This is a genomic window from Nonomuraea sp. B5E05 (assembly GCF_039880665.1).
Lineage (GTDB): Bacteria > Actinomycetota > Actinomycetes > Streptosporangiales > Streptosporangiaceae > Nonomuraea.
Genome location: NZ_JBDPMJ010000004.1, coordinates 437,718 through 461,752 on the forward strand (window position 1 = coordinate 437,718; position 24,035 = coordinate 461,752).

Annotated in this window: 20 protein-coding genes; 9 read left to right on the top strand and 11 right to left on the bottom strand. The window is 72.4% G+C overall.

The window, feature by feature from the left end; all coding sequences use genetic code 11:
* Positions 1 to 50: 50 nt before the first annotated feature.
* The 6 genes from ABGB01_RS10805 to ABGB01_RS10830 are packed head-to-tail and all read right to left on the bottom strand — an operon-like array spanning position 51 to position 6,554.
* A complete protein-coding gene (locus tag ABGB01_RS10805) occupies positions 51 to 1,100 on the bottom strand; it encodes an ADP-ribosylglycohydrolase family protein (protein WP_347772856.1) in 1,050 nt (349 codons plus the stop codon).
* A complete protein-coding gene (locus tag ABGB01_RS10810; protein ID WP_347772858.1) occupies positions 1,097 to 2,059 on the bottom strand; it encodes a carbohydrate kinase family protein in 963 nt (320 codons plus the stop codon). Before ABGB01_RS10810 ends, ABGB01_RS10805 begins: the two co-directional genes overlap by 4 nt.
* Positions 2,056 to 2,997, bottom strand: coding sequence for an ABC transporter permease (locus ABGB01_RS10815; protein WP_347772859.1), 942 nt, complete (start codon positions 2,995 to 2,997; stop codon positions 2,056 to 2,058). Before ABGB01_RS10815 ends, ABGB01_RS10810 begins: the two co-directional genes overlap by 4 nt.
* Before the next feature lie 38 nt (positions 2,998 to 3,035).
* Positions 3,036 to 4,028, bottom strand: a complete 993-nt coding sequence (locus ABGB01_RS10820) for an ABC transporter permease (RefSeq protein WP_347772860.1) — start codon at positions 4,026 to 4,028, stop codon at positions 3,036 to 3,038.
* A complete protein-coding gene (locus ABGB01_RS10825; protein ID WP_347772862.1) occupies positions 4,025 to 5,521 on the bottom strand; it encodes a sugar ABC transporter ATP-binding protein in 1,497 nt (498 codons plus the stop codon). Before ABGB01_RS10825 ends, ABGB01_RS10820 begins: the two co-directional genes overlap by 4 nt.
* Before the next feature lie 7 nt (positions 5,522 to 5,528).
* Positions 5,529 to 6,554 (bottom strand): autoinducer 2 ABC transporter substrate-binding protein, encoded by a 1,026-nt coding sequence (locus ABGB01_RS10830; RefSeq protein WP_347772864.1) that lies wholly within the window; start codon positions 6,552 to 6,554, stop codon positions 5,529 to 5,531.
* Positions 6,555 to 6,755: 201 nt separating this feature from the next.
* Between ABGB01_RS10830 and ABGB01_RS10835 the strand changes: the two genes are divergently transcribed.
* The gene (locus ABGB01_RS10835; protein WP_347618293.1) at positions 6,756 to 7,469 is read left to right on the top strand and encodes a GntR family transcriptional regulator; all 714 of its coding nucleotides are present in this window, start codon (positions 6,756 to 6,758) and stop codon (positions 7,467 to 7,469) included.
* Positions 7,470 to 7,497: 28 nt separating this feature from the next.
* On the opposite strand, the gene ABGB01_RS10840 is transcribed toward ABGB01_RS10835, so the two are convergent.
* On the bottom strand, positions 7,498 to 8,130 hold the full coding sequence (locus tag ABGB01_RS10840; protein ID WP_347772867.1) for an HAD family hydrolase: 633 nt from the start codon (positions 8,128 to 8,130) through the stop codon (positions 7,498 to 7,500).
* A gap of 114 nt (positions 8,131 to 8,244) precedes the next feature.
* Here ABGB01_RS10840 and ABGB01_RS10845 point away from each other — a divergent pair, with 114 nt between their 5' ends.
* Positions 8,245 to 9,531 (top strand): MFS transporter, encoded by a 1,287-nt coding sequence (locus ABGB01_RS10845; RefSeq protein ID WP_347772869.1) that lies wholly within the window; start codon positions 8,245 to 8,247, stop codon positions 9,529 to 9,531.
* Positions 9,532 to 9,674: 143 nt separating this feature from the next.
* On the opposite strand, the gene ABGB01_RS10850 is transcribed toward ABGB01_RS10845, so the two are convergent.
* On the bottom strand, positions 9,675 to 10,895 hold the full coding sequence (locus tag ABGB01_RS10850) for a hypothetical protein (protein WP_347772870.1): 1,221 nt from the start codon (positions 10,893 to 10,895) through the stop codon (positions 9,675 to 9,677).
* A gap of 75 nt (positions 10,896 to 10,970) precedes the next feature.
* Here ABGB01_RS10850 and ABGB01_RS10855 point away from each other — a divergent pair, with 75 nt between their 5' ends.
* From ABGB01_RS10855 to ABGB01_RS10880, 6 genes are all read left to right on the top strand, one after another.
* Positions 10,971 to 12,224, top strand: a complete 1,254-nt coding sequence (locus ABGB01_RS10855) for a citrate/2-methylcitrate synthase (protein WP_347772872.1) — start codon at positions 10,971 to 10,973, stop codon at positions 12,222 to 12,224.
* Between the two features lie 91 nt (positions 12,225 to 12,315).
* A complete protein-coding gene (locus ABGB01_RS10860) occupies positions 12,316 to 12,693 on the top strand; it encodes a YbaB/EbfC family nucleoid-associated protein (RefSeq protein WP_347772874.1) in 378 nt (125 codons plus the stop codon).
* Positions 12,683 to 13,000 carry a hypothetical protein gene (locus ABGB01_RS10865; protein ID WP_347772876.1) on the top strand — a complete coding sequence of 106 codons (318 nt, stop codon included), beginning with the start codon at positions 12,683 to 12,685 and terminating at the stop codon, positions 12,998 to 13,000. Before ABGB01_RS10860 ends, ABGB01_RS10865 begins: the two co-directional genes overlap by 11 nt.
* Positions 12,984 to 14,048, top strand: a complete 1,065-nt coding sequence (locus tag ABGB01_RS10870; protein WP_347772878.1) for a hypothetical protein — start codon at positions 12,984 to 12,986, stop codon at positions 14,046 to 14,048. The genes ABGB01_RS10865 and ABGB01_RS10870 overlap by 17 nt, the downstream gene beginning before the upstream one ends.
* 55 nt (positions 14,049 to 14,103) lie before the next feature.
* Positions 14,104 to 14,247 carry a hypothetical protein gene (locus ABGB01_RS10875; protein WP_347772880.1) on the top strand — a complete coding sequence of 48 codons (144 nt, stop codon included), beginning with the start codon at positions 14,104 to 14,106 and terminating at the stop codon, positions 14,245 to 14,247.
* Positions 14,248 to 14,602: 355 nt separating this feature from the next.
* Positions 14,603 to 15,610, top strand: coding sequence for a hypothetical protein (locus tag ABGB01_RS10880; protein ID WP_347772882.1), 1,008 nt, complete (start codon positions 14,603 to 14,605; stop codon positions 15,608 to 15,610).
* 39 nt (positions 15,611 to 15,649) lie between these two features.
* Here ABGB01_RS10880 and ABGB01_RS10885 read toward each other — a convergent pair whose 3' ends face one another.
* From ABGB01_RS10885 to ABGB01_RS10895, 3 genes are read right to left on the bottom strand one after another with little or no spacing between them, the layout of a single operon-like run.
* Positions 15,650 to 19,054 carry a chromosome partitioning protein ParA gene (locus tag ABGB01_RS10885; protein ID WP_347772884.1) on the bottom strand — a complete coding sequence of 1,135 codons (3,405 nt, stop codon included), beginning with the start codon at positions 19,052 to 19,054 and terminating at the stop codon, positions 15,650 to 15,652.
* A 41-nt stretch (positions 19,055 to 19,095) separates the two neighbouring features.
* Positions 19,096 to 20,538: a hypothetical protein gene (locus ABGB01_RS10890; RefSeq protein WP_347772886.1), complete on the bottom strand. Its 1,443-nt coding sequence runs from the start codon at positions 20,536 to 20,538 to the stop codon at positions 19,096 to 19,098.
* Complete coding sequence (locus tag ABGB01_RS10895; RefSeq protein ID WP_347772888.1) at positions 20,535 to 21,734, bottom strand: hypothetical protein; 1,200 nt, start codon at positions 21,732 to 21,734, stop codon at positions 20,535 to 20,537. Before ABGB01_RS10895 ends, ABGB01_RS10890 begins: the two co-directional genes overlap by 4 nt.
* 176 nt (positions 21,735 to 21,910) lie before the next feature.
* Between ABGB01_RS10895 and ABGB01_RS10900 the strand changes: the two genes are divergently transcribed.
* Positions 21,911 to 24,028 carry a hypothetical protein gene (locus tag ABGB01_RS10900; protein ID WP_347772890.1) on the top strand — a complete coding sequence of 706 codons (2,118 nt, stop codon included), beginning with the start codon at positions 21,911 to 21,913 and terminating at the stop codon, positions 24,026 to 24,028.
* The last annotated feature ends 7 nt before the right edge of the window (positions 24,029 to 24,035 follow it).

Here is a 24,035-nt window from a genome sequence, read left to right on the forward strand (position 1 = left end):
CCCGCCGGGCGGCGCCGGGCAGGGCTGAAGTCCCGCCCGGCCCCGGGGGTTCATGTCCCGCTGCCCACGGGGACCGGGCGGGCGACGGCGGTGAGCCGGGCGGCCACGCGGGACAGGTCGAGCCCGTTGGCCTCCTCCACCCGGGCGAGCGCCGCGGCGGGCACCGTGGCGATGCCGTTGAGCGCCCCCGCGACGGCGGCGGCCATGCAGCCGACCGTGTCGGAGTCGCCGCCCGCGGTGGCCGCCGCGACCGCGGTCTGGAACGGGTCGCCGCCGGCCGCCACCAGCAGGCCGATGGCCGCCGGGCAGGCCTCGGCCGCGGGCAGGCCGGTGCCGATGACGGAGGCGATGCGCTCGATGGCGTCGTCCAGGTCGCGGGACTGCACGGCGAGCGTGACGGCGAGGTCGATGCGCTGGGCGACGGAGGGGCCGGGGACGTGCCGGCCCTGCTCGCCGCCGAGGGCCTCGCCGAGTTCGGCGCCGCGCCGCGCCGCCCGTACGACCTGGAACAGGTCGGCGCCGTCGACGCAGGCGACGGCGGTCGCGGCGGCGATGGCCGCGGCCCCGGCGACGCCGATGTTCGTGTGGTGACTCGGTACGCAGGTCAGGTGTGCCGCGCGGACGGCGCCCTCGACGTCGCCGGGGTGCACCAGACCGGCGGGGGCGACCCGCATGGCGCCGCCGTTGCTGGCGCCCTCGCTCATGATGCGTCCCGCCTTGCCCACCTGCCAGGGGTCGTCGCCGGCCTTGAGGCGTTCGATGGCCTTGCGCGTGGTGGGGCCGGCGAAGTGGGGATAGTAGGAGGGGTTGCCGGACCAGCCGATGAGCAGGCGCGCCATGACCTCGGGGGTGACCTCCCCGTCGTGCTCGATGAACGCCTCGGCGAGCAGCAACATCTGGCTGGAGTCGTCGGTGATCTGGGCGGGTCCGCGCCCGACCGCGTACGGCGCGTCGGGCAGCGGCGCGTGGAAGCTCTCGACCCTGCGGCCGAACAGTTCCCGGATCTCCGGGATGGAGCGTTCCTCGGTGGGCGCGCCGAGGGCGTCGGCGATGCAGGCGGCGGCCAGGCTGCCGTGGATGCGGTCGAGAAGTGTGGTCATCGGATTCCTTGTAGACGGGGTGCGGCGTCGAGGGTGACGTTCCGCAGGGATGTCTCGAGGCCGGTGCCGGCGTCGAGGTAGGCGCGTGAGCCGAGGCGGCCCACGCAGAGGGAGGCGGCGGCGACGCCGGCGCGCAGGCTGCCGGCGAGGGAGTGCCCGAGGATCCAGGACCCGGTGAACGCCCCGGCCAGGGCGTCTCCGGCGCCGGTGGTGTCGACGACCTCGACCTCCGGCCCGCGCGCGTGCCAGCTTTCCTCCCGGCTGTGGCAGGCCGCGCCGTCGCGCCCGCCGGTCACGACGACGACGGACGCGCCGGCGGAGATGAGCAGCTCGGCGCAGCGCCCGGGGTCGCCGCCGGCCAGCACCTCGACCGCGCCCCGGTTGCAGAAGACGAGGTCGCTGGCGCGGGCGAGGGCGAGCGTCTTGTCCCGGCGCCCGGTGACGGCGTCGGGTTCGAGGTCCACGGCCACGGCCGCCCCGCTCGCGCGGGCCCGGGTGGCGAGGTCGAGCGCCCAGTCCAGGTCGTCGGCCAGCGGGGCGACGACCCTGGCCGTACGGAGCAGGTCGTCGGAGACCTGTCCCGTGGCCGGAATCTTGACCTCGGTCACCGCTCCGACGAGGGACTTCTCGCCGGTGTCGTCGAGCTGGACCACGCAGAACCAGGTGTGCCCGCCGGCGACGGTGACGCTCGCGGAGACGTCCACGCCGTGGGCGGCCAGCCGGTCCAGCGCCTGGCGGCCGGGCTCGTCGGAGCCGACGGCGGTGACCAGGCCGCTGCGGGCTCCGGCGAACCGCGCGGCGGCGGCCAGGTTGGCGCTCATGCCGCCGCCCTGGATGCTCAGCAGCCGCCCGATCGCCTTGCCGTCGGCGGTGGCGATGTGGGGCACCCGGACGAAGTAGTCGACGCTGGCGTCTCCGACCGCCAGCACGTCCAGCGGCCGCGGGTTCGTGGCGGTCATCCGGGAGCCCTCCGGCTGAGGAGGTTGTTCAGCAGGGCGGCGCCGACCAGGACCAGGCCGAGGATGCCGGTCTGCACGGAGTTGCCGACCTGGGCCAGCTGCAGCCCCCAGGACAGCACCACCACGACGACGAGCGCCAGCAGGACACCGCTGAGGTGCCCGCGGCCGCCGAAGATGTGGATGCCGCCGAGCACCGCGATGGTGATCGCCTGCAGCTCCATCCCGAGGCCGGCGCTGGGCCGGGCCGTGAGCAGCCACGCGTTGGTCACCACGCCGCCGAGCGCGGCCAGCGCGCCGGACAGGCAGTACAGCCGGAACCTGAGCTTGCCCACGTCGACCCCGGCCAGGGTCGCGGCCCGGTCGCTGGTGCCGATCTGGTGCAGCCGCCGGCCGAAGGCGGTGCGGTTCTGCGCCCAGATGGCCACGGCGAACGCGGGCGCCAGCACCAGGAGCACCTGTGCGGGCACGCCGAGGATCGCGGTCTGCCCGAGGGCGGCGAAGCCCTGCCGGTTGAACCCGCCGAGCTGGCCTCCGTGGGTCAGCACCTGGGCGAGCGCGCCGTACAGGAAGAGCGTGCTCAGCGTGACGATCAGCGGGGGCAGGCCCAGGTGGGCGACCATGAAGCCGTTGACGGAGCCGAGCAGCGCGCCGAAGGCGACGGTCACCAGCGCGGCCAGCCACGGGCTGAGCCCGAGGTTCTGGGCGAGCAGGCCCATGAAGATGCCCGACAGGCTGAGCGCGGACCCGACGGACAGGTCGATGCCGCCCCGGCCGCCGAGGATGACCAGCGACACGCCGAGGGCCAGCAGGCCGATGACCGCGCCGTACTGCGTCATCGCCAGGAGGTTGGCCACCTCGAGGAAGTACGGCGACAGCAGGCTCATCAGCGCGCCGAGGGCGACGACGAGCACGGCGAGGAACACCCTGCGATCGCTCACGCGGTCCCGCATCGACCGCCGGGGCAGGGCTCCCGTTGTCATTTCTTGGCTCCGATCCGCTTGTCGAGGGTGCGCCGGGTCAGCACGTCGAAGGCCACCGCGAGGGCGACGGCCGCCCCGACCAGCACGCCGTTCCACAACGGCGGCACGCCCATCAGGACCACGCCGTTCTGCAGCAGCGCGATGAAGGCCAGGCCGCCGAGGGTGCGCAGCACGCCGCCCTCACCGCCGAGGATGCTGGTGCCGCCGACGACCACGGCGGCGATCGCGGGCAGGGTGAGCTCGTTGCCGGCCGTGGCCTGGACGACGCCCACCCTGCCCACGTAGATGAGCGCCGCGACGCCGACGAGGACGCCCACGAGCACGTACGCCGCGAACGCCGTCCGGCCGACGGGTACGCCGAGCAGCCGCGCGCCCTCCGCGTCGTTGCCGATGGCGAACAGCCGCCGGCCGAACACCCGGCGCCGCAGCACGTACGCCAGCACGCCGAACACGGCCAGCACGACCAGGCCCACCAGGGGGATTCCGCCGGCGCGGGCCGGGCCGAGCGCGGGCACGACGGGGCCGGCGAAGACGTCGGTGCTGTTCCAGAGGACGAACAGCACGGTCTTGAAGATGGCGGCGGTGCCCAGCGTGGTGATGATGGGGGAGATCCGCCCGCCGACGACCAGGCCGCCGTTGATCGCGCCGAGCGCGCCGCCGAGCAGCACGGAGATCACGACGACGAGCAGTGGCGGCATGCCGGCGACGAAGAGCGTGGCGCCGACCCACGCGACCACGCCGAGCATCGGGCCGACCGACACGTCGATCCCGGCCAGCAGGACGACCAGCGTCACCCCGGCGGCCAGCAGCGCCAGGTCGGCCGAGTTGATCACCACGTTGGCGAGGTTGGCCGCGGACAGAAAGCCGGGGGCGGCCACGGTGAAGAAGATCACCTCTGCGACCAGGAGGATCGGCAGCAGCGCGTTGCGCAGCAGGACCAGCATCCGCGCGGAGGGCGCGAACGCGGAGGGGACGGTGGTCGTGGTCACCGGTTCACCCCCATCGTGGCGCGCAGCACCGCGTCCTCGGTCAGGTCGTCGCCGCTCAGCTCGGCGGCCATGCGGCCCTCGCGCATGACGTAGACGCGGTCGGAGACGGCGAGAAGCTCGGGCAGGTCGCTGGAGACGACGAGCACCGCGGTGCCGTCGCGGGCGACCTCCACCAGGCGCTGCTGGATGTCGGTCTTGGTGGCCACGTCGATGCCCCGGGTCGGCTCGTCCAGGATGAGGATCTTGGGTTCGGTGGCGAGTTGCCGGGCGAAAAGCGTCTTCTGCTGGTGGCCGCCGGACAGGCCGGTGACGGGGAAGGCCGGTGACGGGGCCTTGATGCGCAGCCGGTCGATCCACGAGGTCGCGAGCTCGCGCTCCTCGGTGCGGCGGATGACGCCGAGCCGGCCCAGCAGGTCCGGCAGCTTGACGGCCGTGATGTTGCTGAGGGTGTCCATGCCGGGGAAGATGCCGAGCGTCTTGCGGTCCTCCGGCAGGTAGGCGATGCCGCGGGCCATGGCGTCGCGCGGTCCGCGCGGCGTGTGCGGCTCGCCGTCCACCCGCATGGTTCCCGCGCTGGGGCGCAGCACGCCGAAGACGGTCAGAGCCAGCTCGGTACGCCCGGCTCCGACGAGTCCGTACAGGCCGACCACCTCGCCGCCGCGGACGGTCAGGTCGACGTCCGACACGGCTCCCGGCACGGTGAGCCCTGAGGTCTCCAGCACGACCGGGCCGGGCCGGGCGGGCGAGCGGCTGATGGCGGCGTTGACCGGTCTGCCGGACATCATCTCCAGGATCCTGTCGTGGTCGGCCTCCGAGGCGGGCAGGTCACCGGCGAGCCTGCCGTCCTTCAGGACGATGAACCGGTCGGCGACGTGCTCGAGCTCCTCGAAGCGGTGGGTGATGTACAGCACGCCCACGCCGGCCTCGGAGAGCCGCTGCACGATGAGGAACAACCTGCGGACCTCGGCGTCGGTCAGGATCGAGGTGGGCTCGTCGAGGATCAGCACCTTGGCCTCGACGTCGACCGCCCGGGCGATCAGCGCCAACTGCTGTTCGGCCAGGCTGAGCGCGTCCATGCGCCGGGTCAGCAGCTCCACGGGGACGTCGAGCCGCCGGAACAGCTCCTCGCCCCTCCCGCGCATCCGGCGCCAGTCGACCTGGCCCGCGCGGTCGCGGGGCTCGCGGCCGACGTAGAGGTTCTCCAGCACCGACAGCCGGGGGAAGAACGACGGCTCCTGGTAGACGACGCTGACGCCGCCGGCCAGCGCGGCTCCAGGGGAGGCCGGCCGGTGCGGTGCGCCGTCCAGGACCATCTCGCCGCCGTCGGGCGGATACACGCCAGCGATGATCTTGATGAGGGTGGACTTGCCGGCGCCGTTCTCGCCGAGCACCGCGAGCCGCTCGCCCGCCCCCAGCGTGAAGCCGACGTCGGTGAGGGCGGTGGTGGCTCCGAAGCTCTTGGACAGGCCGGACACCGAGAGGATGGGCCGCACGTCGCTCCTAGTAGTCATACTGGGCGATGTTCGCCTTGGTGAAGACCATCGGGGGGCCCATGACGAGCGTCGTGGTCGCCGCGGAATACTCGACGGGGTCCTTCAGGCCCGGCACGGTGTTCTTCGGGGCGAACTCCTTGCCGTCCATGAGCTGCTTCATCGCCCAGACGGTCAGCACGCCCAGGTTCGGCACGTCCCAGAGCACGGTGGAGGTCATCACGCCGGACTCGACGTACGGGCGCGCCGTCCGCGGCGACCCGAAGCCGGAGACCGCCACCTTTCCCGCCTTGCCGGCGTTCTGGACGGCCTGCGCCACTCCGGGGACCGCGGTCGACGGCACCGCGATGATCGCCTTGAGATCGGGGTAGGCGGTCATGAGGTCCTGCGCCTCCTTGAGCGCCTGCGCGGTGTCGGCGGTGTAGCGCACGCCGCCCACCAGCTCCATGGCGGAATAGGTGGACTCCTGCCGCTTGCGCGCCTCAGCCACCCAGCTGTTGAACGTCTGCGTGTCGGCCGCCCCCGACACGATGCCGTACTTGCCCGTGCCGCCCATGGCCTTGGCGATCTCGTCCATCACGGTCGCGCCGAGCGCGGCGTCGGAGGCCTGCTGCACGAACACCTGGCGTTCGCTGTCGGGCGCGTCGGCGTCGGAGGTGACCACGACGATGCCCTTCTTCCGCGCGGCCGCAATGGCCGGGTTCATCGACCGGGGGTCGAGCGGGGACACCGCGATCGCGTCGTAGCCCTGCTGGACGAGGCTGTTGAAGATGCGCAGCTGTTCGGTCGCGTCCGCGGTGGAGGGCCCCGCCTGGGTGTACGACATGCCGAGCGACTCCGCCGTCTTCTCCGCGCCCTCCTTGAAGGCGGAGAAGTAGGGTACGCCCTCCACCTGGGAGACGAAGGCCACCTTCGGCCCTTCGCCGTCACCGGTGCTGGGCGCGGCGCTCTGACCGGCCGGCCCTCCCACGGTCGAACAGGCCGCCAGGGCGACGGCCGTGAGGATGGCCACGAGCCCGGCACTGATGTTTCGCATATCGCATCCCGAGGAGACGAACGGACAGGTCTGTAGGCGCGCCCCGTAGTCGCCCGACGCGGCCACCGTAAGAATTAGTACCAATGAGTGTCAAGAGTTGTAGGTACAAATCTGGATGTTGTTGGTATATGTTGTGCATGGAGCTAGTTGACTGGTACTTCGGTCTGCGCCGGGTTCGCGAGCGAGGGGAGATGGGCCCGCATGACCAAGCGCCATGCGCACGAGATCGTGGCTGATTCGCTGCGCACGCACATCCTCGAAGGCCGCTACAAACCGGGGCAGCGCCTGCCGTCCGAAGAGGCGCTCACCGACGAGTACGGCGTCAGCCGCAACACCGTGCGGGTGGCGCTGAACCACCTCGCCGCGGCCAACCTCATCACCCGGCGCCGCGGATCCGGCAGCTACGTCAACGCCGACCTCGGCATCAGCCACTCCCTCGGCAACCTGCGCAGCTTCACCGTGCTCCTGCGCGACCTGGGCCTGCAGCCGGGCATCACCGAGGTCGAGGTGCGCCCCGACCCCAGCCCTCCCCTGGAGATCCTCGGGTTCCTCCCCTCCGAGGTCGCCTGGCTGGTCCGCAGGGTGCGGACGGGCTCGGGTTCGCCCTTCGCCCTGCTCGACTCGTGGCTTCCCGACCGCATCGGCTCGCGGATCGACCCGGAGGCCCTGACCCGCCGCCAGTCCCTGTACGCCTCACTCGCGGAAGACCTCGACATCAAGGTCGCCGAGGCCACGGAGAGCATCCACGCCGAGGCCGCCGACGAGCGCGAGGCCCGCGTCCTCGACGTCCCGGTCGGCAGCCCGATCATCGTCATCAGGCGGTGGACCTATGACCGGGCGGGCAGGCCGGTCGAATACACCCGGTCGGCCGCCCGCGGTGACCGCTACCGGTACGTGGTCAAGCTCCGCGCCTGACGGGCGGCGGCGCGCCCGTGACGTGTGCTCAGCCGAGCGAGGTGATCAGTCGCGGCAGGGCGGCGGGGTCGTGGAAGAGCGTGGCGCCCAGGCCCGCGAGGCGGCCGGCGGGGGTGAAGCCGCCGGCGTAGGCCAGGCAGCGCATGCCCGCGCTCATCGCCGCCGTCACCCCGAACGGGCTGTCCTCCACCACCACGCACCGCTCCGGCGGCACCCCCATCGTGTCCGCCGCGTGCAGGAACAGGTCGGGCGCCGGCTTGCCCCTGGCCACGTCCTCGGCGCTGAACACCCGCCCGTCGAACCATTTGGCCAGCCCTGTGAGCTCCAGGCTGCGGCGGATCGTGGTGTGCCGGCCGTTGGAGGCCACGCAGGCCGGCACCGTGAGCTGGTCCATCGCCGCCTCGACGCCCTCGATGGCCCGCAGTTCCGCCATCATCGCGGCCTTGTGCTCGGCGATGAGCTGCTCGCGCCAGCCAGGTGGCGTCTCGCCGACCTGCTCGGCCCAGTATTCGTTGGTGCAGCCCACGAAACGCTCGGCGTACTCCGCCTCGTCGATCGTCCAGCCCAGACGCCGCAGCGCGGCCGTGCCCACGCGTGTGGAGATGGGCTCGCTGTCCACGAGCACGCCGTCGCAGTCGAAGATGACCAGGTCGATGGCCAAGCCTGCTCCTTTCCCGGGGAGATCCGGCTACGAACCTATCTGATGCGACATAGCGCCAGCTGATAGCGTTCGCGTATCGCTTCACAAGACGCTAGTCCGCATGGTGAGACCCCAATGACGACAACCCCCCAGACGGCGGCCCCCAGCAGGTCAAGGGTCGCGGCGGCCAGCCTCATCGGCACCGCGATCGAGTTCTACGACTTCTACATCTACGGCACCGCCGCGGCCCTCGTGCTGAACGCCGCCTTCTTCCCCGACCTCGACCCGGTGGCGGGCACCCTGGCGTCGTTCTCGACGTTCGCCGTCGCCTTCCTCTCGCGCCCGCTCGGCTCGGCGGTGTTCGGGCACTGGGGCGACCGGATCGGCCGCAAGTCCATGCTCGTCGTGTCGCTTCTGGTGATGGGCCTGTCGACGGTGGCGATCGGGCTGCTACCCGGCTACGCGGCGATCGGCGTCATGGCGCCCGTGCTGCTGGTGTTGTTGCGGTTCACGCAGGGCATCGGCCTCGGAGGCGAGTGGGGTGGTGCGGCGCTGCTGGCCACCGAGCACGCGCCGCCCGGCAAGCGCGGGCTCTACGCGATGTTCCCGCAGCTCGGCCCGTCGGTCGGCTTCATCGTGGCCAACGGGCTGTTCCTCGTGCTCGGCGAGACGCTCAGCGACGACGCGTTCGGGAGCTGGGGGTGGCGGCTGCCGTTCGTGGCGAGCCTGCTGCTCGTGATCGTCGGTCTCTACGTACGGCTGAAGATCTCCGAGACACCCGTCTTCCAGAAGGCGATGGACCAGCGGCGCATCGCCAAGGTGCCGTTCGCCGGGCTCATGCGGCACCAGTGGCGGCGGGTGCTGCTCGGCGCCGGCGCCATGACCATCGCGTACACGCTCTTCTACACCGCCACCACCTACTGCCTGGCGTACGGGACCAGCGAGCTGGAGATCCCGAAGACCACGATGCTCGCGCTCACCATGATCGGCGTCGTGTTCATGGCGGCGGGCACCGTGGTCTCGGCGATGGTCTCCGACCGGCTGGGCCGGCGGCGCACCCTGATCGCGGGCACCGGCGTGGCCGCCGTGTGGGGGCTGGTGATGTTCCCGCTGATGGAGACCAGGTCCGTCTTTCTCGCTGGGCTGGCGCTGGCCGGGGCGCTGGCGCTGATGGGGTTGATCTTCGGGCCGATGGGGGCGTACCTGCCCGAGCTGTTCAGGACCGAATACCGCTACAGCGGCGCGTCCGTCGCCTACAGCCTCGGCGGTGTGCTCGGCGGTGCGGTGCCGCCGCTGGTCGCCACCGGCATGCAGGCCGGCGGCATGGGAACGATGGCGGTCGGCGGCTACGTGTCGGCGATGGCGCTGCTGAGCCTGCTCTGCCTGCTGGCTCTGCCCGAGACGGGCGACGAATCCCTATGAAACCAACAAATCGCGGGAGCGGGCTCGGTAACATGGGGTTCATCAACACGGCGGTCGAACAGAGCCGTGGCGCCCACGGCCGCGCTGACTTCACGGGCTGACTCCTTCAAGCCGGCCCGTGAAGTCAGCGCGGCCGGAACGCCTCAACCGCTCTCGTAACCCGGGAAGAGCAGGGCCAGCTCCCGCGGGTACGTTCCGATCAGGCGCAGCTCGTCGTCCGTGAGCGGCCTGCCCGTCATCGCGTTGCAGAGCTGCACCAGCCGGAAGGCCAGCTCCTCGTCGGGCGTCTCGATCCCCAGCCCGTCCATGACGTGCCCGAACCCGGCCTTGCCGCCGTACTCGCCGGTCAGCACCACCCGCCCGCTCCTCGCGTGCCAGTCCTCGGGGAACGGACCCAGCGTCGCCTCGTCGTACAGTTCGTAGGTGCCGTGGTCCTTCAGCGCGCCGTCGGCGTGGATGCCCGACTCGTGCGCGAACGCGTTGCGCCCCACCCCCACCTGGTTGTACGGCAGCGGCTGCCCCAGCGCGTAGCTCGCCCACAACCCGAACCTGCGGGCCCACGACAGGTCGAGCGCGTCGCCGATCTCGGCGTCGAGCCCGAAGCCGTGCTCGAAGGCCAGGATGGTGGAGAGCAGGTCGGCGTTCCCCGAGCGCTCGCCGACGCCGTTCACGCACGTGTTGATCCACGCGTCCTGCCCCGCGTCGAGATCGCCCAGAGCGCCTGAGACCGAGTTGGCCACGGCCATGCCGAGGTCGTTGTGGCAGTGGGTCTCGACCGGCATCGCGGTCGCCGCGGCCAGCTGCGCGAAGCGCTCGCGGATCCGGCCTGGCGTGTCACCGCCGATCGTGTCGCAGTAGCGCACCCGGTCGGCGCCCGCCTCCTTGGCCGCCAGGGCGAACTCCAGCAGGAAGGCGTCGTCCGTACGCGAGCCGTCCTCGGCGTTCACCCCCACGGTCAGCGCGCCCGCGGCCTTGGCCGCGCGAACCGCGGCCGACATCTCCTTGAGGATCGCCTCCCTGTCCAGGCGGCCGCGGAACTTGTGCTGGATCATGTAGTCGGACGTCGAGATGGACAGGTTGTAGTGCTCCAGCCCGAGCGGCGCCGCCTTCTCCACGTCCTGCGGCACGCCCCGGCACCAGCCGGACAGCCGCAGCTCACCGAACGCCCCGGCCCCGGCCAGCGCCACCTGCGCCCTGACGTAGGGGACCTCGTGGAAGAGGAACGGGAAACCGATCTCGGACTGCGCCACGCCGAGCCTGGCCAGATAGAAGTTGACCATGGTCTTGCCGAACTTCGACAGGCCGGTGCGTGCGGTCTGCACGCCGTCCCGGTTGGTGACATCAAGGAAATGAACGTTGGGCATGCCCTCACGTTGACACGATTGCTCAACGTGTATCAATATTGATTTTCATCAACATGCCGGAAGGGCTTCCCCGCGATGGAATGGATCGACGCGGCCACGGCCGCCGAACGGCTCGGCGTCAAACCCGCCACGCTGTACGCGTACGTGAGCAGGGGAGTGCTGCGCCGGCGGCACGGCGACGACGGGCGGCGCAGCCTCTTCTCCGCCGAGGAGGTCGAACGCCTCGCCCGCCGCGGCCGCCCCCGCAACCGGCCACCCGAGCTCGTGATCGAGTCGGCCGTCACCGCCCTCGGCGTCGACCGGCCCTACTACCGGGGGCGCGACGTGCTGGAGCTCGCCGCGACCAGCGGCTTCGAGACGGTCGCCGCATGGCTCTGGACCGCCGGCCCCGCCCCCCGGCCCGCACCCGCCGGCTCCCCCGCGGGAAGCGGCGGTCACCGTGAGGAGCCCGCGGAGCCCTCCGGAGGCGCGGTGTGGCGGTGCGAGCCGCAGGCACTGCGGGCCGCCGTCGCCGCCCAGCAAGGGCTGCCGGAGGACCTGCTGCCGCTCGATCGCCTCCAGGTGATCGCCACCGTGCTGGGCGCCTCCGACCCTCTCCGCCACCAGCTCGACCCGGCCTCCGTGAGCGACACGGGCCGCCGCCTGATCGCCGGCCTGGTCGACGCCATGCCGCAGCTCAGCGAGCCCCAGGGCGAGTCGATCGCCCAGCGCCTGTGGTCCCGCCTGTGCCCGGTGCCGCCCGCTCCCGGCCTGCTCCACGCCCTCCAAGCGGCGCTGGTGCTGCTCGCCGACCACGAACTGGCCGCCTCCACGCTGGCCGCCAGGGTCGCCGCCTCCGCGCGGGCGGACCCGTACGCCGTGGTCCTGACCGGCCTCGGCGTGCTGGGCGGCCCGTTGCACGGCGGTGCCTCGTACGGCGCGGAGCGCCTGCTCGCCGAGATCGACGAGCCACGCCAGGCCGCGCGCGCGATCACCGATCGCCTGCGCCGCGGCGAACGTGTCCCCGGCTTCGGCCACAGCATCTACACCAACGGCGACGGCCGCGGCGGCGCCCTGCTGGACCTGGTCAAGGAGGCCGCGCCGGGGCACGAGCGGATCGCCGCGGGACAGGCCGTGCTGGCCGAGATGCGCCGCAGGCGGCTGCCCGAGCGCAACATCGACTTTTCCCTCGCCATCCTGGCCGCCGTCAGCGGCATGGTGAGCGGCGCGGGCGAGGCGATCTTCGCGGTCGCCAGGGCGGCGGGCTGGCTCGCGCACGCCATGGAGGAGTACGAGCGCGGCACCCTCCTCCGCCTGCGCGCCTCCTACACCGGTCCGCCGATCACCTGACGTCGGCCGGGTAGTCATGCAGAGATCAGGACGGGTTTAATGCCTATGAACCAGATGTGCCAAAGGTGAGCAACGAGACTGGAGTGATGACGTGCGAGCGGCGCCTGAGGACGACCCGCCCACCGGAGCCGGGGAGGCCGCCGGTGGTCAGGTCAGGGCCGTCGTCGGCGAGGACGGCCTGCTGGCCAGACTGAAGCTGGACCCGAGGGCGATGCGGCTCGGGTCGCACGAACTGGCGGGCCACATCGTCGCCGCCGTGCGCGCGGCGCAGCAGGATCGGCTGGCGCGGGTCGGCGAGCCCGCCACGCCCGCGGAGGACGGCCCGGACACGGAGGAGTTCATCCGCCGGGTCAACGACATGGAAGCCCAGGCGGCCAGCGATTTCGCCCGGTTGACGTCCAGTCTGGAAGAGATGTTGCGCCGCCTGGACGATCCGCCCTCAGGAAAGATGCACCGTGATGACAGATGAAGAGATCACCTGGGACGTCGCCGGCCGCGAAGCGTCCGCCCGGCGATTCCGTACGCTGACGGACGAGCAGCAGCAGGTCCACGAGGGTTTCCGGGGGCAGGTGGCGGGCAGCACGGGCCCGTTGCCCTACCCCGACTTCGCCGGCCCCTACCAGGACTACCTGGTCGCGCTGTTCGGCGGCTCCGCGGAGGTGATCGCCGGGCTCGGCGGGACGGGACAGGGCCAGGCGCTGATGGCGGCGACGAACGCGCAGGCGGAGGCGGCGGCGATGAGTGAGGTGAGCGCCGACCATGGCCACCGGGCTTGAGGAGGCCGGCTTCGGGCTGCTGGGTGTTCCGCGCCCGCCGGACACCACCGAGCTGGAACGCCAGGCCGGCGTTCTGGAGTCCTTGGGCCGCGCGCAGGCGTCGGTCGCCGGCGACGGCGCGCGTGCGTACGGGCTCGGCGGCGCGAACAGCGGGGCCGCCACGGACGCGCTGGCCGAGCACGTGGCGGGGCAGGCCGGCGTGCTGCGGCGCAGCACCGCCCAGGCGCAGCTCGCCTCGCTCGGAGCGGGCGCCGCGCAGGTCGCGTGGAACGCGGTCAAATGGGCCGGCGGGATGCTCGTCGGGCTGGCCGGGATGGCGGGCCTGGCCGCTCTCACGCCGCAGGGACGGGCGTTGATCAGGCCGCTGCTGCGGCCGGTCGCCCAGCGCATGCAGCAGTGGCTGCTCACCGCCACCCGGTTCATCGGACGGATCTACACCAAGCTCGCCCAGCGGCTGCGGGGCACGCTCGCCAAACCGCCGGCCACCGGACAGCAGGCGGCCGCCAGGACCGCCTCCGCCGGGCAGCGGGGAACGGGGCAGCATCCCGTCACGGCGGCGCAGTCCCAGGCCACGCGCGCCAGGATCTCGGCGAACCAGGCCACCATGAGCCTGGACCGGGCGGTCGAACGGCTGAGCCAGGTCGAAAAGCACGTGCGCAACGCCAGAGACACGCTCAGGGCGGTGTACGCCCGCAACGGGACCGACGCCGCCACCAGGGCCCGGCTCGACGCCCAAGGACTGGCGAACCACCCGTATCTCGACGACATGTCCAGATGGACCCTGCAGCGGCAGGGAGAACGGCTGCAACAGATCGAGACGCAGCTCAGCAGGCACACCGCCGGTCACCTGGACGACGCCAGGCGGCGCGTGGACGAAGGGCTCAGGATCGCCAGGACCAACGGGCTGGACGCCTCCGACCTGAACGGCATGCGGCAGCAGGTGAGCGCCCTGACCTTCCAGCGCGCCGAACTGGCCGACCGTGCGTTTACCGCCCGCATGGACATCAACGGTCCCTTCGAGATCCAGGACATGTACCGGATCGTGTGACCAGCCGCATGGACGTCAAAGGTCCCTTCAGGATCCAGGACACGCGCCGGAACGTGTGACCCAGCGGGTCGTGATGCTCGCGTTCACCATGATCGGTGTCGTGTCCATGGCTGCGCTCACCGTGGTCTCTGCGATGGTCTCCTACCGGCTGGGCCAGCTCTGCACCCTGATCGCAGGCACCGAGGCCGCCATCGTGTGAGGGCTGGTGATATTGCCGCTGCCGAGTAGTGATGCGCACCCGGGGACGGGTTTAATCTGTTGACTCTGATGTGTCAAGCCTTTCAAGGCTGGAGGGATGACGTGCATGCGGTTTCCTGAGGACGACTCGCCCACCGGAGCCGGGGAGGCAGCCGCTGGTCTGGTCGGGGCGATTGTCGGGGGACGGCGTGCCGGCCAGACTGAGGCTGGATCCATGGGCGATGCGTCTCGGGTCGCACGAACTGGTGGGTCACGTCGTCGCGGCCGTGCGGGCGGGACGGGACAGGGCCAGGCGCTGATGGCGGCGACGAACGCGCAGGCGGAGGCGGCGGCGATGAGTGAGGTGAGCGCCGACCATGGCCACCGGGCTTGAGGAGGCCGGCTTCGGGCTGCTGGGTGTTCCGCGCCCGCCGGACACCACCGAGCTGGAACGCCAGGCCGGCGTTCTGGAGTCCTTGGGCCGCGCGCAGGCGTCGGTCGCCGGCGACGGCGCGCGTGCGTACGGGCTCGGCGGCGCGAACAGCGGGGCCGCCACGGACGCGCTGGCCGAGCACGTGGCGGGGCAGGCCGGCGTGCTGCGGCGCAGCACCGCCCAGGCGCAGCTCGCCTCGCTCGGAGCGGGCGCCGCGCAGGTCGCGTGGAACGCGGTCAAATGGGCCGGCGGGATGCTCGTCGGGCTGGCCGGGATGGCGGGCCTGGCCGCTCTCACGCCGCAGGGACGGGCGTTGATCAGGCCGCTGCTGCGGCCGGTCGCCCAGCGCATGCAGCAGTGGCTGCTCACCGCCACCCGGTTCATCGGACGGATCTACACCAAGCTCGCCCAGCGGCTGCGGGGCACGCCCGCCAAACCGCCGGCCACCGGACAGCAGGCGGCCGCCAGGACCGCCTCCGCCGGGCAGCGGGGAACGGGGCAGCATCCCGTCACGGCGGCGCAATCCAAGGCCACGCAGGCACAGGCCCGTGCCGGGGAGTCCATCCGACAAGCCAGATCCATCATCGACCGCGCCGAGGAAGGATTGGCACAGGCCAGAAAGCACGAGCACGACGCCAAGATGACCCTCGACATCAGGCTGAGGGGCGCGTATGGGCGCGGAGAGATCAGCGAAGACAGGAGAAAGCAACTCGCCAGGCAACCGCTGGCGGACCATCCGTATCTTGACGAATGGACCAAGCAGCGCCTCCGACAGCAGGCTGCGTCGCGGCAACGGATCGAGTCAGAGCTCGGGCTTGGCGGCAGACATCTGGATGACGCCGGCCGCCGGGTCGACGATATCGCCAGGGCGAACGGGCTGGACGCGTCCGACCTGCAGAAGCTGCGCCGCCAGGTGAGCGACTTGAAGCGCCGGTTCTCCCGACTTGGCTGACCTCGCCCACCGGATCACATCGGTTGGTCGGCACAGCGCTCACCTCGGCGGGACACTGCGGTCCACGTACGCGGCGAGCGCCCGTACGCGCTCGCCGTGCTGGTCGTGCCCGACGATCACCGGCGGCTCGTTGTACGGCATCGCGTCGGACGACCGCCGCAACTTGATGTACTGGCCGCAGGCGTCGATCGCGTACGGCTCCATGTCGTCCTGCAGCGCCCCGATCACCGTGATGCCGTACGTCTCCCCGATCCTCCTGAACAGCGCCACCGCCTCCCTGCGGTGCTCCTTGCCCAGGTTGCGCCCCAGCTCGTCGAGCACCAGGCACAGATGCCCGCCCCCGGACGAGGCGATGGCCGCCGCGCACACCAGCTTGACCGCCTTCTCGTCCATGAGCGCGGTGTTGGCCCGCCGGTTGTAGGGCACGAACCCCTGCCCCTCGCCGCGCCGCCACTTCGGCGTCACCCGCCACTGCCAGCGCTGCTCGGGATCGGCGGGCGCGGGCGGCACCGGGAACTCGAGCGTCGCGCCGTAGCCGCCGTACGAGGTGTCGAGCTTCTCGAACTCCTCGGCCACCCGCGTCAGCCGCGCCTTGATCGCGGCCGTCAGCGCGGCCCGGTGCACGGCCGTGGACTGCGCCGCCTCCTCGGCCCCCCTGGCCGCCGCCGCCAGGTCGCGCTGCCTGGAGACCAGCTGGGCCTCGATCTGCCGGCGCTGGTGGCGTTCGTACTCCTCCTGGCCTCGAAGGTAGGAGGCCAGCGACCCGCACACCGCCGCGAACGTCGCCTGCTCCCGCGCCGTGCTTCCGCCCCGCTCCTCCAGCAGGAACCGCAGCTCTTCAGGGACCTCCGCGTCGTCCTCGGGGAAGGTGTCGCGCAACGCCTGGTCGAGGTGGCGTTCGGCGATCCGCCACCACTCCTCGGTCGTACGGGGCCGCTCCTCCTCCGGCAGCGCCGCCAGCCATTCGCGCGCCGTCTCGACCGTGCCGCCCCAGTCGGCGGCCAGCGCGTCGAGCTTGAGCGACTCGCGTTCGGCGGTGACCTTCGCCGCCTGGTCACGGGCCTGTGCCCGCTCGGCCTCGTGCCGCTGCCGCCGCCCCTCCAGGCGTTCGATCTCCATGTCCCGGGTGCGGGCGCGGAAGTCCAGCGCCCCCGCCTGCCGTTCGGCCTCGCCGACCTTCGGCGCGAGCTCCTCGATGGCGGCATTGAGCTCGCCGAGCCTGGCCCGGCGCTCGCCCAGCTTCGCCTCCAGCTCGTCCAGGCGCACCCCCGCCCTGGCCCCCTCCAGACGGCGTTGCGCCTCGGCGACGGACTCCTCCCCGTCGCGCACGGCCTGCGCGGCCGTCTCCTGTACGTCCTTCGCCCGGTTGAGCCGCTGCTCGGCGGCCTTGATGCGGGCCTCCCGCCCGGTCGCCATCCCGTCGAACGCGCCGACGACGCTCACCCCTGCGGCACTCACCAGCACCGAACCCGGCAGCTCCGCCAGCGCCGCGGCGGCGGCGTCGAGCTGCGCCGCGTCCACGATCACCGCATGCTCGTTCGGCCACCCCCGCAGCTCACCCAACGGCACCAGACCCGGCAGCCCATCCGGCCGGTCGCCGTCCGGCGTCCCGTCCGGCGTCTCGGCGGGCTGTCCCACGGCCTTCCCGTAGCGCGCCTTGAGCGCGGCGCCCAGCCCTCCGGCGTCGTCCGGCGCCGCGTGCCGGGCGGACTCCTGAGCCGCCTCCTCGCCTCGTTCCTGGCCGGGCTTGTGGACGGGGCCCGCGGAGTCGCGGGCCTGTTCGGCCACGTCGAGGGCGTCGAGGAGGCCCGTCGCGCCGATTCCCGCCGCCGTCAGCGCGTTGAGCTGCGCCGCAGCCGGGCCGCCCTCGGCGTCGTCGAGCGCCGCCTGAGCGGACGACACCTCCTGGTCGGCCACCCCGAGCGCCTTGAGCGCCTCGTTCAGCCGCAGCCGCACCTCCCGCAGCTCCCGCTCGGCCGTGGGCACGTCACGCCCGTCCGCGAACCTGCGGCTCTCCTCCAGCGCCGGGATCAGCCCGCGCAACTCGTCGGCGGAGTTCTCAGCCACCGCGCGGTCGGCGTCCAGCTTCGCGGCCCGCGCCTGCATCGCCGCCAGCTCCTTGCGCGCCTGGGAGACCTGCCGGTCGAGGGTGTCCTCCCGCAGGGTCGTGATCTCCGCCTTGACCATGGCGATCGACTCGGCCGCGGCCTCCTCCGCCGCGACATGCCCCTGGAGGCCGGCGGCCAGGACGTCGTCCTTGCCCGCGGCGTCGGCCAGCTTGCGCGCCAGCCTGCCCCGCCAGCACCGCAACGCGTCCGCCAGCCGCACCCTGGCCTGGTCGCGCCGGTCGAACGTGGTCAGCAACGCCTTCGACTCCGACTCGAACTCGGCCAGCCGATCGGCGGCCTGCGCCGCGCGCACCCGCCTGGCGTGCTCGTCGCGCCGGGCCTCCCGCTCCTGCTCCAGCTCGGCGTCCAGGCCGGTGAGCGCGGCGATGGCCTCGAAGACGCGCTCGGGGGAGATCTCGTTCAGCGGCTGGGAGAGCAGGTTGGTGGCGACCTTGCTGCGCACGGACGTGGACAGGAACGACACGCACCTGACCCGGTCGCCGTAGAGCACCTTGGTCAGGTCGCGGGCCACGACGTCGCGCCGCCCGGCCGACTTCGGCAGCGACGCCCAGATCTCGTCGGCGCGGGCCACCCGCTCGGCCTCCGACGGGGACGCCGCCAGATGCACGCCTTCCCGCCACCTGATCTCCAGATGCGGCGCCTCCTGGTTGACCTTGAGCCACACGGTGAGCGCCCCGCCCGAGGTGTCGGGCACCTCGAACAGCTCCGCGCTCGCTCCGGGATCCCCAAGAAGGAACGCACCCTCACCGGAGACCGCACCTTGGTCCGCCGCACCTCCGGACGTGGCACCTCCGGACGCGGCGGTCCTGGACGCGGCACCTCCGGAGGCCTCACCTCCGGACCCCGCGATGCCGGGCGCGCCACGGCCGGGCGCCGCGCCGTCGGAGGTCGTGCCGTCGGAGGCGGGGTCGTCCAGAGGGCCGGACGTCCCGGCCTCCGACACGTGGGCCGTGGGCGCGGCGCCGTGGCCCGCCGGTGCGAAGCCGTCCATGCCGGGCGGCCCGAACACGCCCACGATGTAGCCGTGGTCGGCGCTCGCCCACTGGCGGGACCCGGCGCCGCTGGCCAGCTCGGCGTTGAACAGCAGCTCGGACACCGCCTTCGCACCCGACGCGAATCGCCACTGCTCATCACCGAGCAGGGCCGTGATCGAGGCGATGAACGATGACTTGCCCGCGCCGTTGGAGTCCTTGGGCCCGGCGCCGGCCACGACGATGAGCGTGCCGGGCACGGTGGGCACCGGATGGGTCGAGAGCCGCGAGATGTTGACCGCTTGCACGGCGATCAGTACGCGGTCTCCGACGACGTTCTCCACCTGCGACACTCGTACCCCCGTTGCCCTTCCATCCGTCATCTTCACCGTGCTGACCTGCGCGCGCGTACGGCCGCCGCCAGCGGGGTGCTCGGCCCGGCGGCCAGGATCAGCTCCTCCTGCAGGCGGCGCCGAGCCGCCGGGGTGAGCCGGTGGAACTGCGGCCCCGGCACGTAGCCGCCCGCCTCCTCACCGGCCTTCACCTGGCCCAGCAGCCCCGCGTGCCGCAGCGCCCGCAACGCCGCCTCCAGCTCGCCGATCGGCAGCTGGGTGTGGCGGCGCAGTTCGTCGACCGGCGTGGGGTGCGGTGACAGCCAGCTGTCCTCGGGCAGCAGCCCTTCGGCTCTCGGGATCGCCACGGAGTGCACCAGGACGAGCGTCAGCACCGCCCGCTCGCTCACCCCGAGCCGCGCCCCCGCTTGGCGTCGGATCGCCTTCCCTGGGGCCGCCTGACCTTGGGCCGCCTGACCTTGGGCCGCGTGACCTGGAGTCGTCTCGCCTTCGGTCGTCTCGTCGCGGGCCTGCTCACCTGGGGTCGCTTCGCTGTGGCCCGCGCCTTCACGGAGATGCGTGACTTCAGCGAGGTGCGCGTCTCCGACGCCGGTGACGTCGCCGATCCCGATGCCCGGAGTGGACAGGGTGAGGGCGGCGGCGCAGGCGTCGTCGTAGCCGGAGATCCAGCGTTCGCGGTGCTGGACGAGGGTGCGGCCGCGCCGGGCCAGCATCTCGCCCAGCGTGTGCCGCAGTGCCGGGTCGCGCAGGGCGGCGAAGCGAGCCTCCTGCACCGGCTCGGCCGCGTGCTCCACCACCATGAACGCCGCCACCAGCTCCGCCCGCCGCCGCTCGTCGTAGCCGCTCAGCAGGTCGTCGAACTCCGCCGCGCCTGCCTCGACCCGGCCTCCCGGCCCCGCCACCGGCGCCGGCGCGCCCTCCGAGGCGGCGGCCACGATGTCGGCGTCGCCCACCACGGTCAGCTCGGGGCGCTCGGGCTCGGGCAGCCGCCGGACCAGCTCCTGCAGCTGGACATGCGACTCGACGGGCCAGAGAGCACAGCGCGGGCCCGGGCAGACGACGCCGTCGTCCATGACGATCCAGGCCGAGTCGTGCAGGCGCCGCAGCGCGCCGACCGCCCAGTTGCGCATCAGGTCGTCGGTGCGGCCGATCAGCGCGCGGTAGGTGTCGAGCACCAGCTCCACCGGCGCCGGACGGCCCGGCCACGGGTCGGCGGACAGGTCGGTCCAGCAACACTTGAGCACGGCGGCGAGCACCCGCCGGGTCTCTCCGGAGCGCTCCACGGGCAGGGGAGCGACCTGGTGCTCGTCCAGCAGGGACGGCGTCACCCCGTCGGGCCACACCGGCAGCGCCTGCCCGGTGGAGTCGGGGCGCGTCAGGCGCGCCATCCCCGGCGGCGGGACGACCCCTGCCCTCAGCCACAGCGGCCCGGTGGATCGCGCCAGCACGTGCGCCATCGCCGCGTCCTCGGTCATCGGGCGCGCTCCAGATAGCCGTGGGACAACCAGGCGGGCTCGCGCTCCGGGGCGATGGTGAGCCCGTCGGCCCACGTCAGCCGGTAGGGCAGCTCGGGCCGCAGGTCGAGCGTCGTCAGGTCGGCGAGCACGCGGCGCGCCGACGGCCAGTCGCAGCCGAGCACGTCGGCCAGCGCCACCCGGGAGGCGTCGCCCAGCAGCGACTCGGCGACCTGCGTCAGCCGCTCCGTGGCCGCGTCGGGTGAGGTGTCGAGCGCGTCGCCGGGCCCGGGGTCGGGCAGGTTGGAACGCGGGGGAGTGGGCTGGGCGGGCGCGGGCCGCGGCGCCTCGTCGACGGCGCGGGCGATGGCGGCGGGATCGTGCCAGGGCGCGGGCGCGTCGAAGACGAACCCGTCGAGCACCGCCGCCAGCTGCTCCCTGGAGGCGGTCTGCGCGAACGTGCGCCACGTCTCGGTCGGCAGCAGCGTCAGGTTGCGCGTGGTGCCCGCGGAGTCGGCCAGCCGCCCGGCGGCCCGGCGCGAGGCGTCGCTGTAGGCGTAGATCGCCGCGCGCAGGTCGGTGCAGACCCGGTCGAGCTCCGGCCAGCGGGTCAGGATCGTGCCGTGCAGCCCCTGCGCGCGCCGCGCGATCTCCTCGGTGCCCCACAGCTTGGGCGCCTGCTCGCGCAGCTCCTCGATGGTGCCCATGGTGAGCGTGATCAGCTCCAGCGCCCACAGCCGGAACGCCCGCGTCAGGTTGACCGCGCTTTGCCTGGCCTCCTCCATCGTGGTGCGCGGGTCTGCGACGTTGAGGTCTTCGAGCGCGAGCAGCCGGTGCATCTCCGACTGGCCGCCGTCGTCCATCATCCGCCGGATGAACATCAACCCGACCACGCTGGTGAACGACGCCCGATAACGCAGCTGGTTGGGCTTGGGGAACACCTCGCGGATCGCCCCGAGCCCCTTGAGCACCCGCAGCCGGTTGTCGAACTGGTCGGTGGGGTAGGCCCGGCAGGCGAAGCGCATCTGCTCGTGCGTCAGCCACTCCTCGCCCGCCTCGGCGAACGCGGCGAACAACGTCTCGGCGATGTCGACCAGGGCCGGATCGTCGACCACCGCCCCGCTGTCGCGGGCCAGCGCGGCGAACATGCGGCGGTAGGTCGACAGGACCGCCTCGTCGGTGAGGACGGCGTCGAGGGTCAGAGGCTGTTCTGGCACGGGGACTAAGGTACGGCTTCGCACCGACACTCTCCGCCGTCTCCTGCCGAACCCATGCCAGTACCAGCGAGTACATACGCACAAGCGGCGCCTGAGCGCTAAGGTGATGCCCGGTAAGGCGGGGGCAAAACGCTCTGTAACTGTGCATACGGGGTGAGTTAGCGGTGCGGACGCGCATGCTCCGAGGGGATCGGGGCACGGCGGTGATCGCCTCCGTGGTGGGCACATGCCTGGTCGCGGCGGCGGCGTGGTTCGGCGTGGGCGTGTCCAGCGCCAACCCCAAGCTGGCCGACGTCGGCGCGTGGCTCTGGACCAAGGCCAAGGGCAGGGTCGTGCACGTCAACGGCCTGTCAGGAGAGGTCGACGGCTATCTCGACGACAAGGCGGGCCGTCAGCTCCGGGTCGTGCAGGACGGCGGCAACGTGCTGCTCGTCGACGACGGCACCGGCTACGTCAGCCGCGTCGAGCCCAGCCAGCTCAGTGTCGCCCAGACCCGCGACTTCGGCGCGGCGGGGCTGCAACTGGCCGTGTCCGGCACGGCGGGATACGCCGTGGATCCGGCGTCGGGCCGGATCCAGCAGATCGACCCGGCCACGCTCAACTCCGTCGGCGCCCCCATCACCCTGCCGGGGCCGCTCGGGCCCGCCCGCATCGACGGCGGCGGCCGGCTGTGGGTGCCGGTGACCGCCAGGGGCGAGGTGGTGCCGGTGTCGCAGGGCGTCGCGGCGAGCCCGCTCAAGGTCGGCGAGCCGGGCGAGGAACTGTCGGTCACGATCGCCGGCGGCCTGCCCGTCGTGGTCAACACCCGGGCCGCCACCGCCACGATCGTCGGCGCCGACGGCGGCGTGGGCGAGATCGTCCTGCCCAAGGACGTCGCCAGGGCCGCCAAGGGCGGCGCCCTCACCCCGGCCAGGACCGAGGGTCCGCTGGTGCCGGTGCTCTCGGCCGGCGACTCGGGGCTGCTCGTAGTGATCGACACCGCGTCCAACTCGGTGCTCAGCACCAAGTTCGCCACCGACGACCCCACCAGGCTCGGGGTGCCGCAGATGCTCGGCTCCAAGGTGTACGTGCCCGACGAGAGCACCGGCGCGCTGATCGTCTGGGACAGCGCCGCGGGGGGCCGGCCCACCACGCTGCAGGTGGCCGAGAGGCCCGGCCCGGTGGACGTGTTCGTCAAGGACGGCCTGCTCTGGGCGAACGACGAGAACGGCGACAAGGCCGTCGTCATCGACCCCGAAGGCCGTGAGCACGACATCGACAAGGACGACTCCGACGTACCCGGGCCGACCAGCACGCCCAGGCCGAAGACGCCGCGTCCCGAGCCGACGCGCACTGACACCCGCCCCGAGCCGGTCGAGGAGACCGGCGCCGACCCCCGCCCCACGCGGACGCGGGAGGAACGGCCCACGTCCGGCCCGACGCGCGAGCCCACGAGAAGGCCCACGCCCACCCCGACCAGGAGTCCGAGGCCCACGCCCAGCGCGCCGTCAGCGCCCGGTGCCGTGAGCGCCAGGTCGGGCCCCGGCAAGGTGACGGTGAACTTCAGCCCGTCCACCGGCGGCGAGGTCGAGCGGTACACGCTGAAGGCGTCGGGCGGCGGCGACTCCGTCCCCGGATCCGTCGACGCCGGCGGGCCCTACCGGTTCGAGTTCACCGGCGGCGACTGCGCGGACGAGTACACGTTCGTGGTGGTCGCGCACTGGCAGGGCGGCGAGGTCGAGTCGGAGCCGAGCGCGGGGATCAAGCCGTGCGTGGCGCCCGGCTCGCCGTCGGGGTTCACCGCCAAGGCCAGGAACCGGGGCGCCCAGCTGAGCTGGACCGCCCCCGCGAACGCCGGTGAAGGCATCACCTATGAGCTGACCGGCGCCGCGACCGCCCGCGTCACCGGCACGTCGCACACCGTGGACGGGCTGAAGAACGACCAGAAGCACACGTTCAAGCTCAAGGCCAGGAACGCGGCGGGGGAGAGCCCGGACGTGGTCACGACCGAGGTCGACCTGGCGTACCCGAAGCACTCCTACAAGAACGCCAACAACGACCAGACCAATTCGAAGATCAATTCGTGTCCCACGGGCGATTGCCAGATCGGGAAGATCGAGAAGGGCAAATATCTGAACCTGACGGTGATCTGCCAGGTCAAGGGCAAGTCGGTGCGCGAGGACCAGACCGGGGAGACCAGTGACATCTGGGACAGGATCGAGTGGAACGGGGGCACCGCCTACATCAGTGACACCCTGATGGCCACACCGCGCGGCGGGTTCCCGGCCGCGCCGCTCTACGAGTGCACCGACTGAGAAGGGG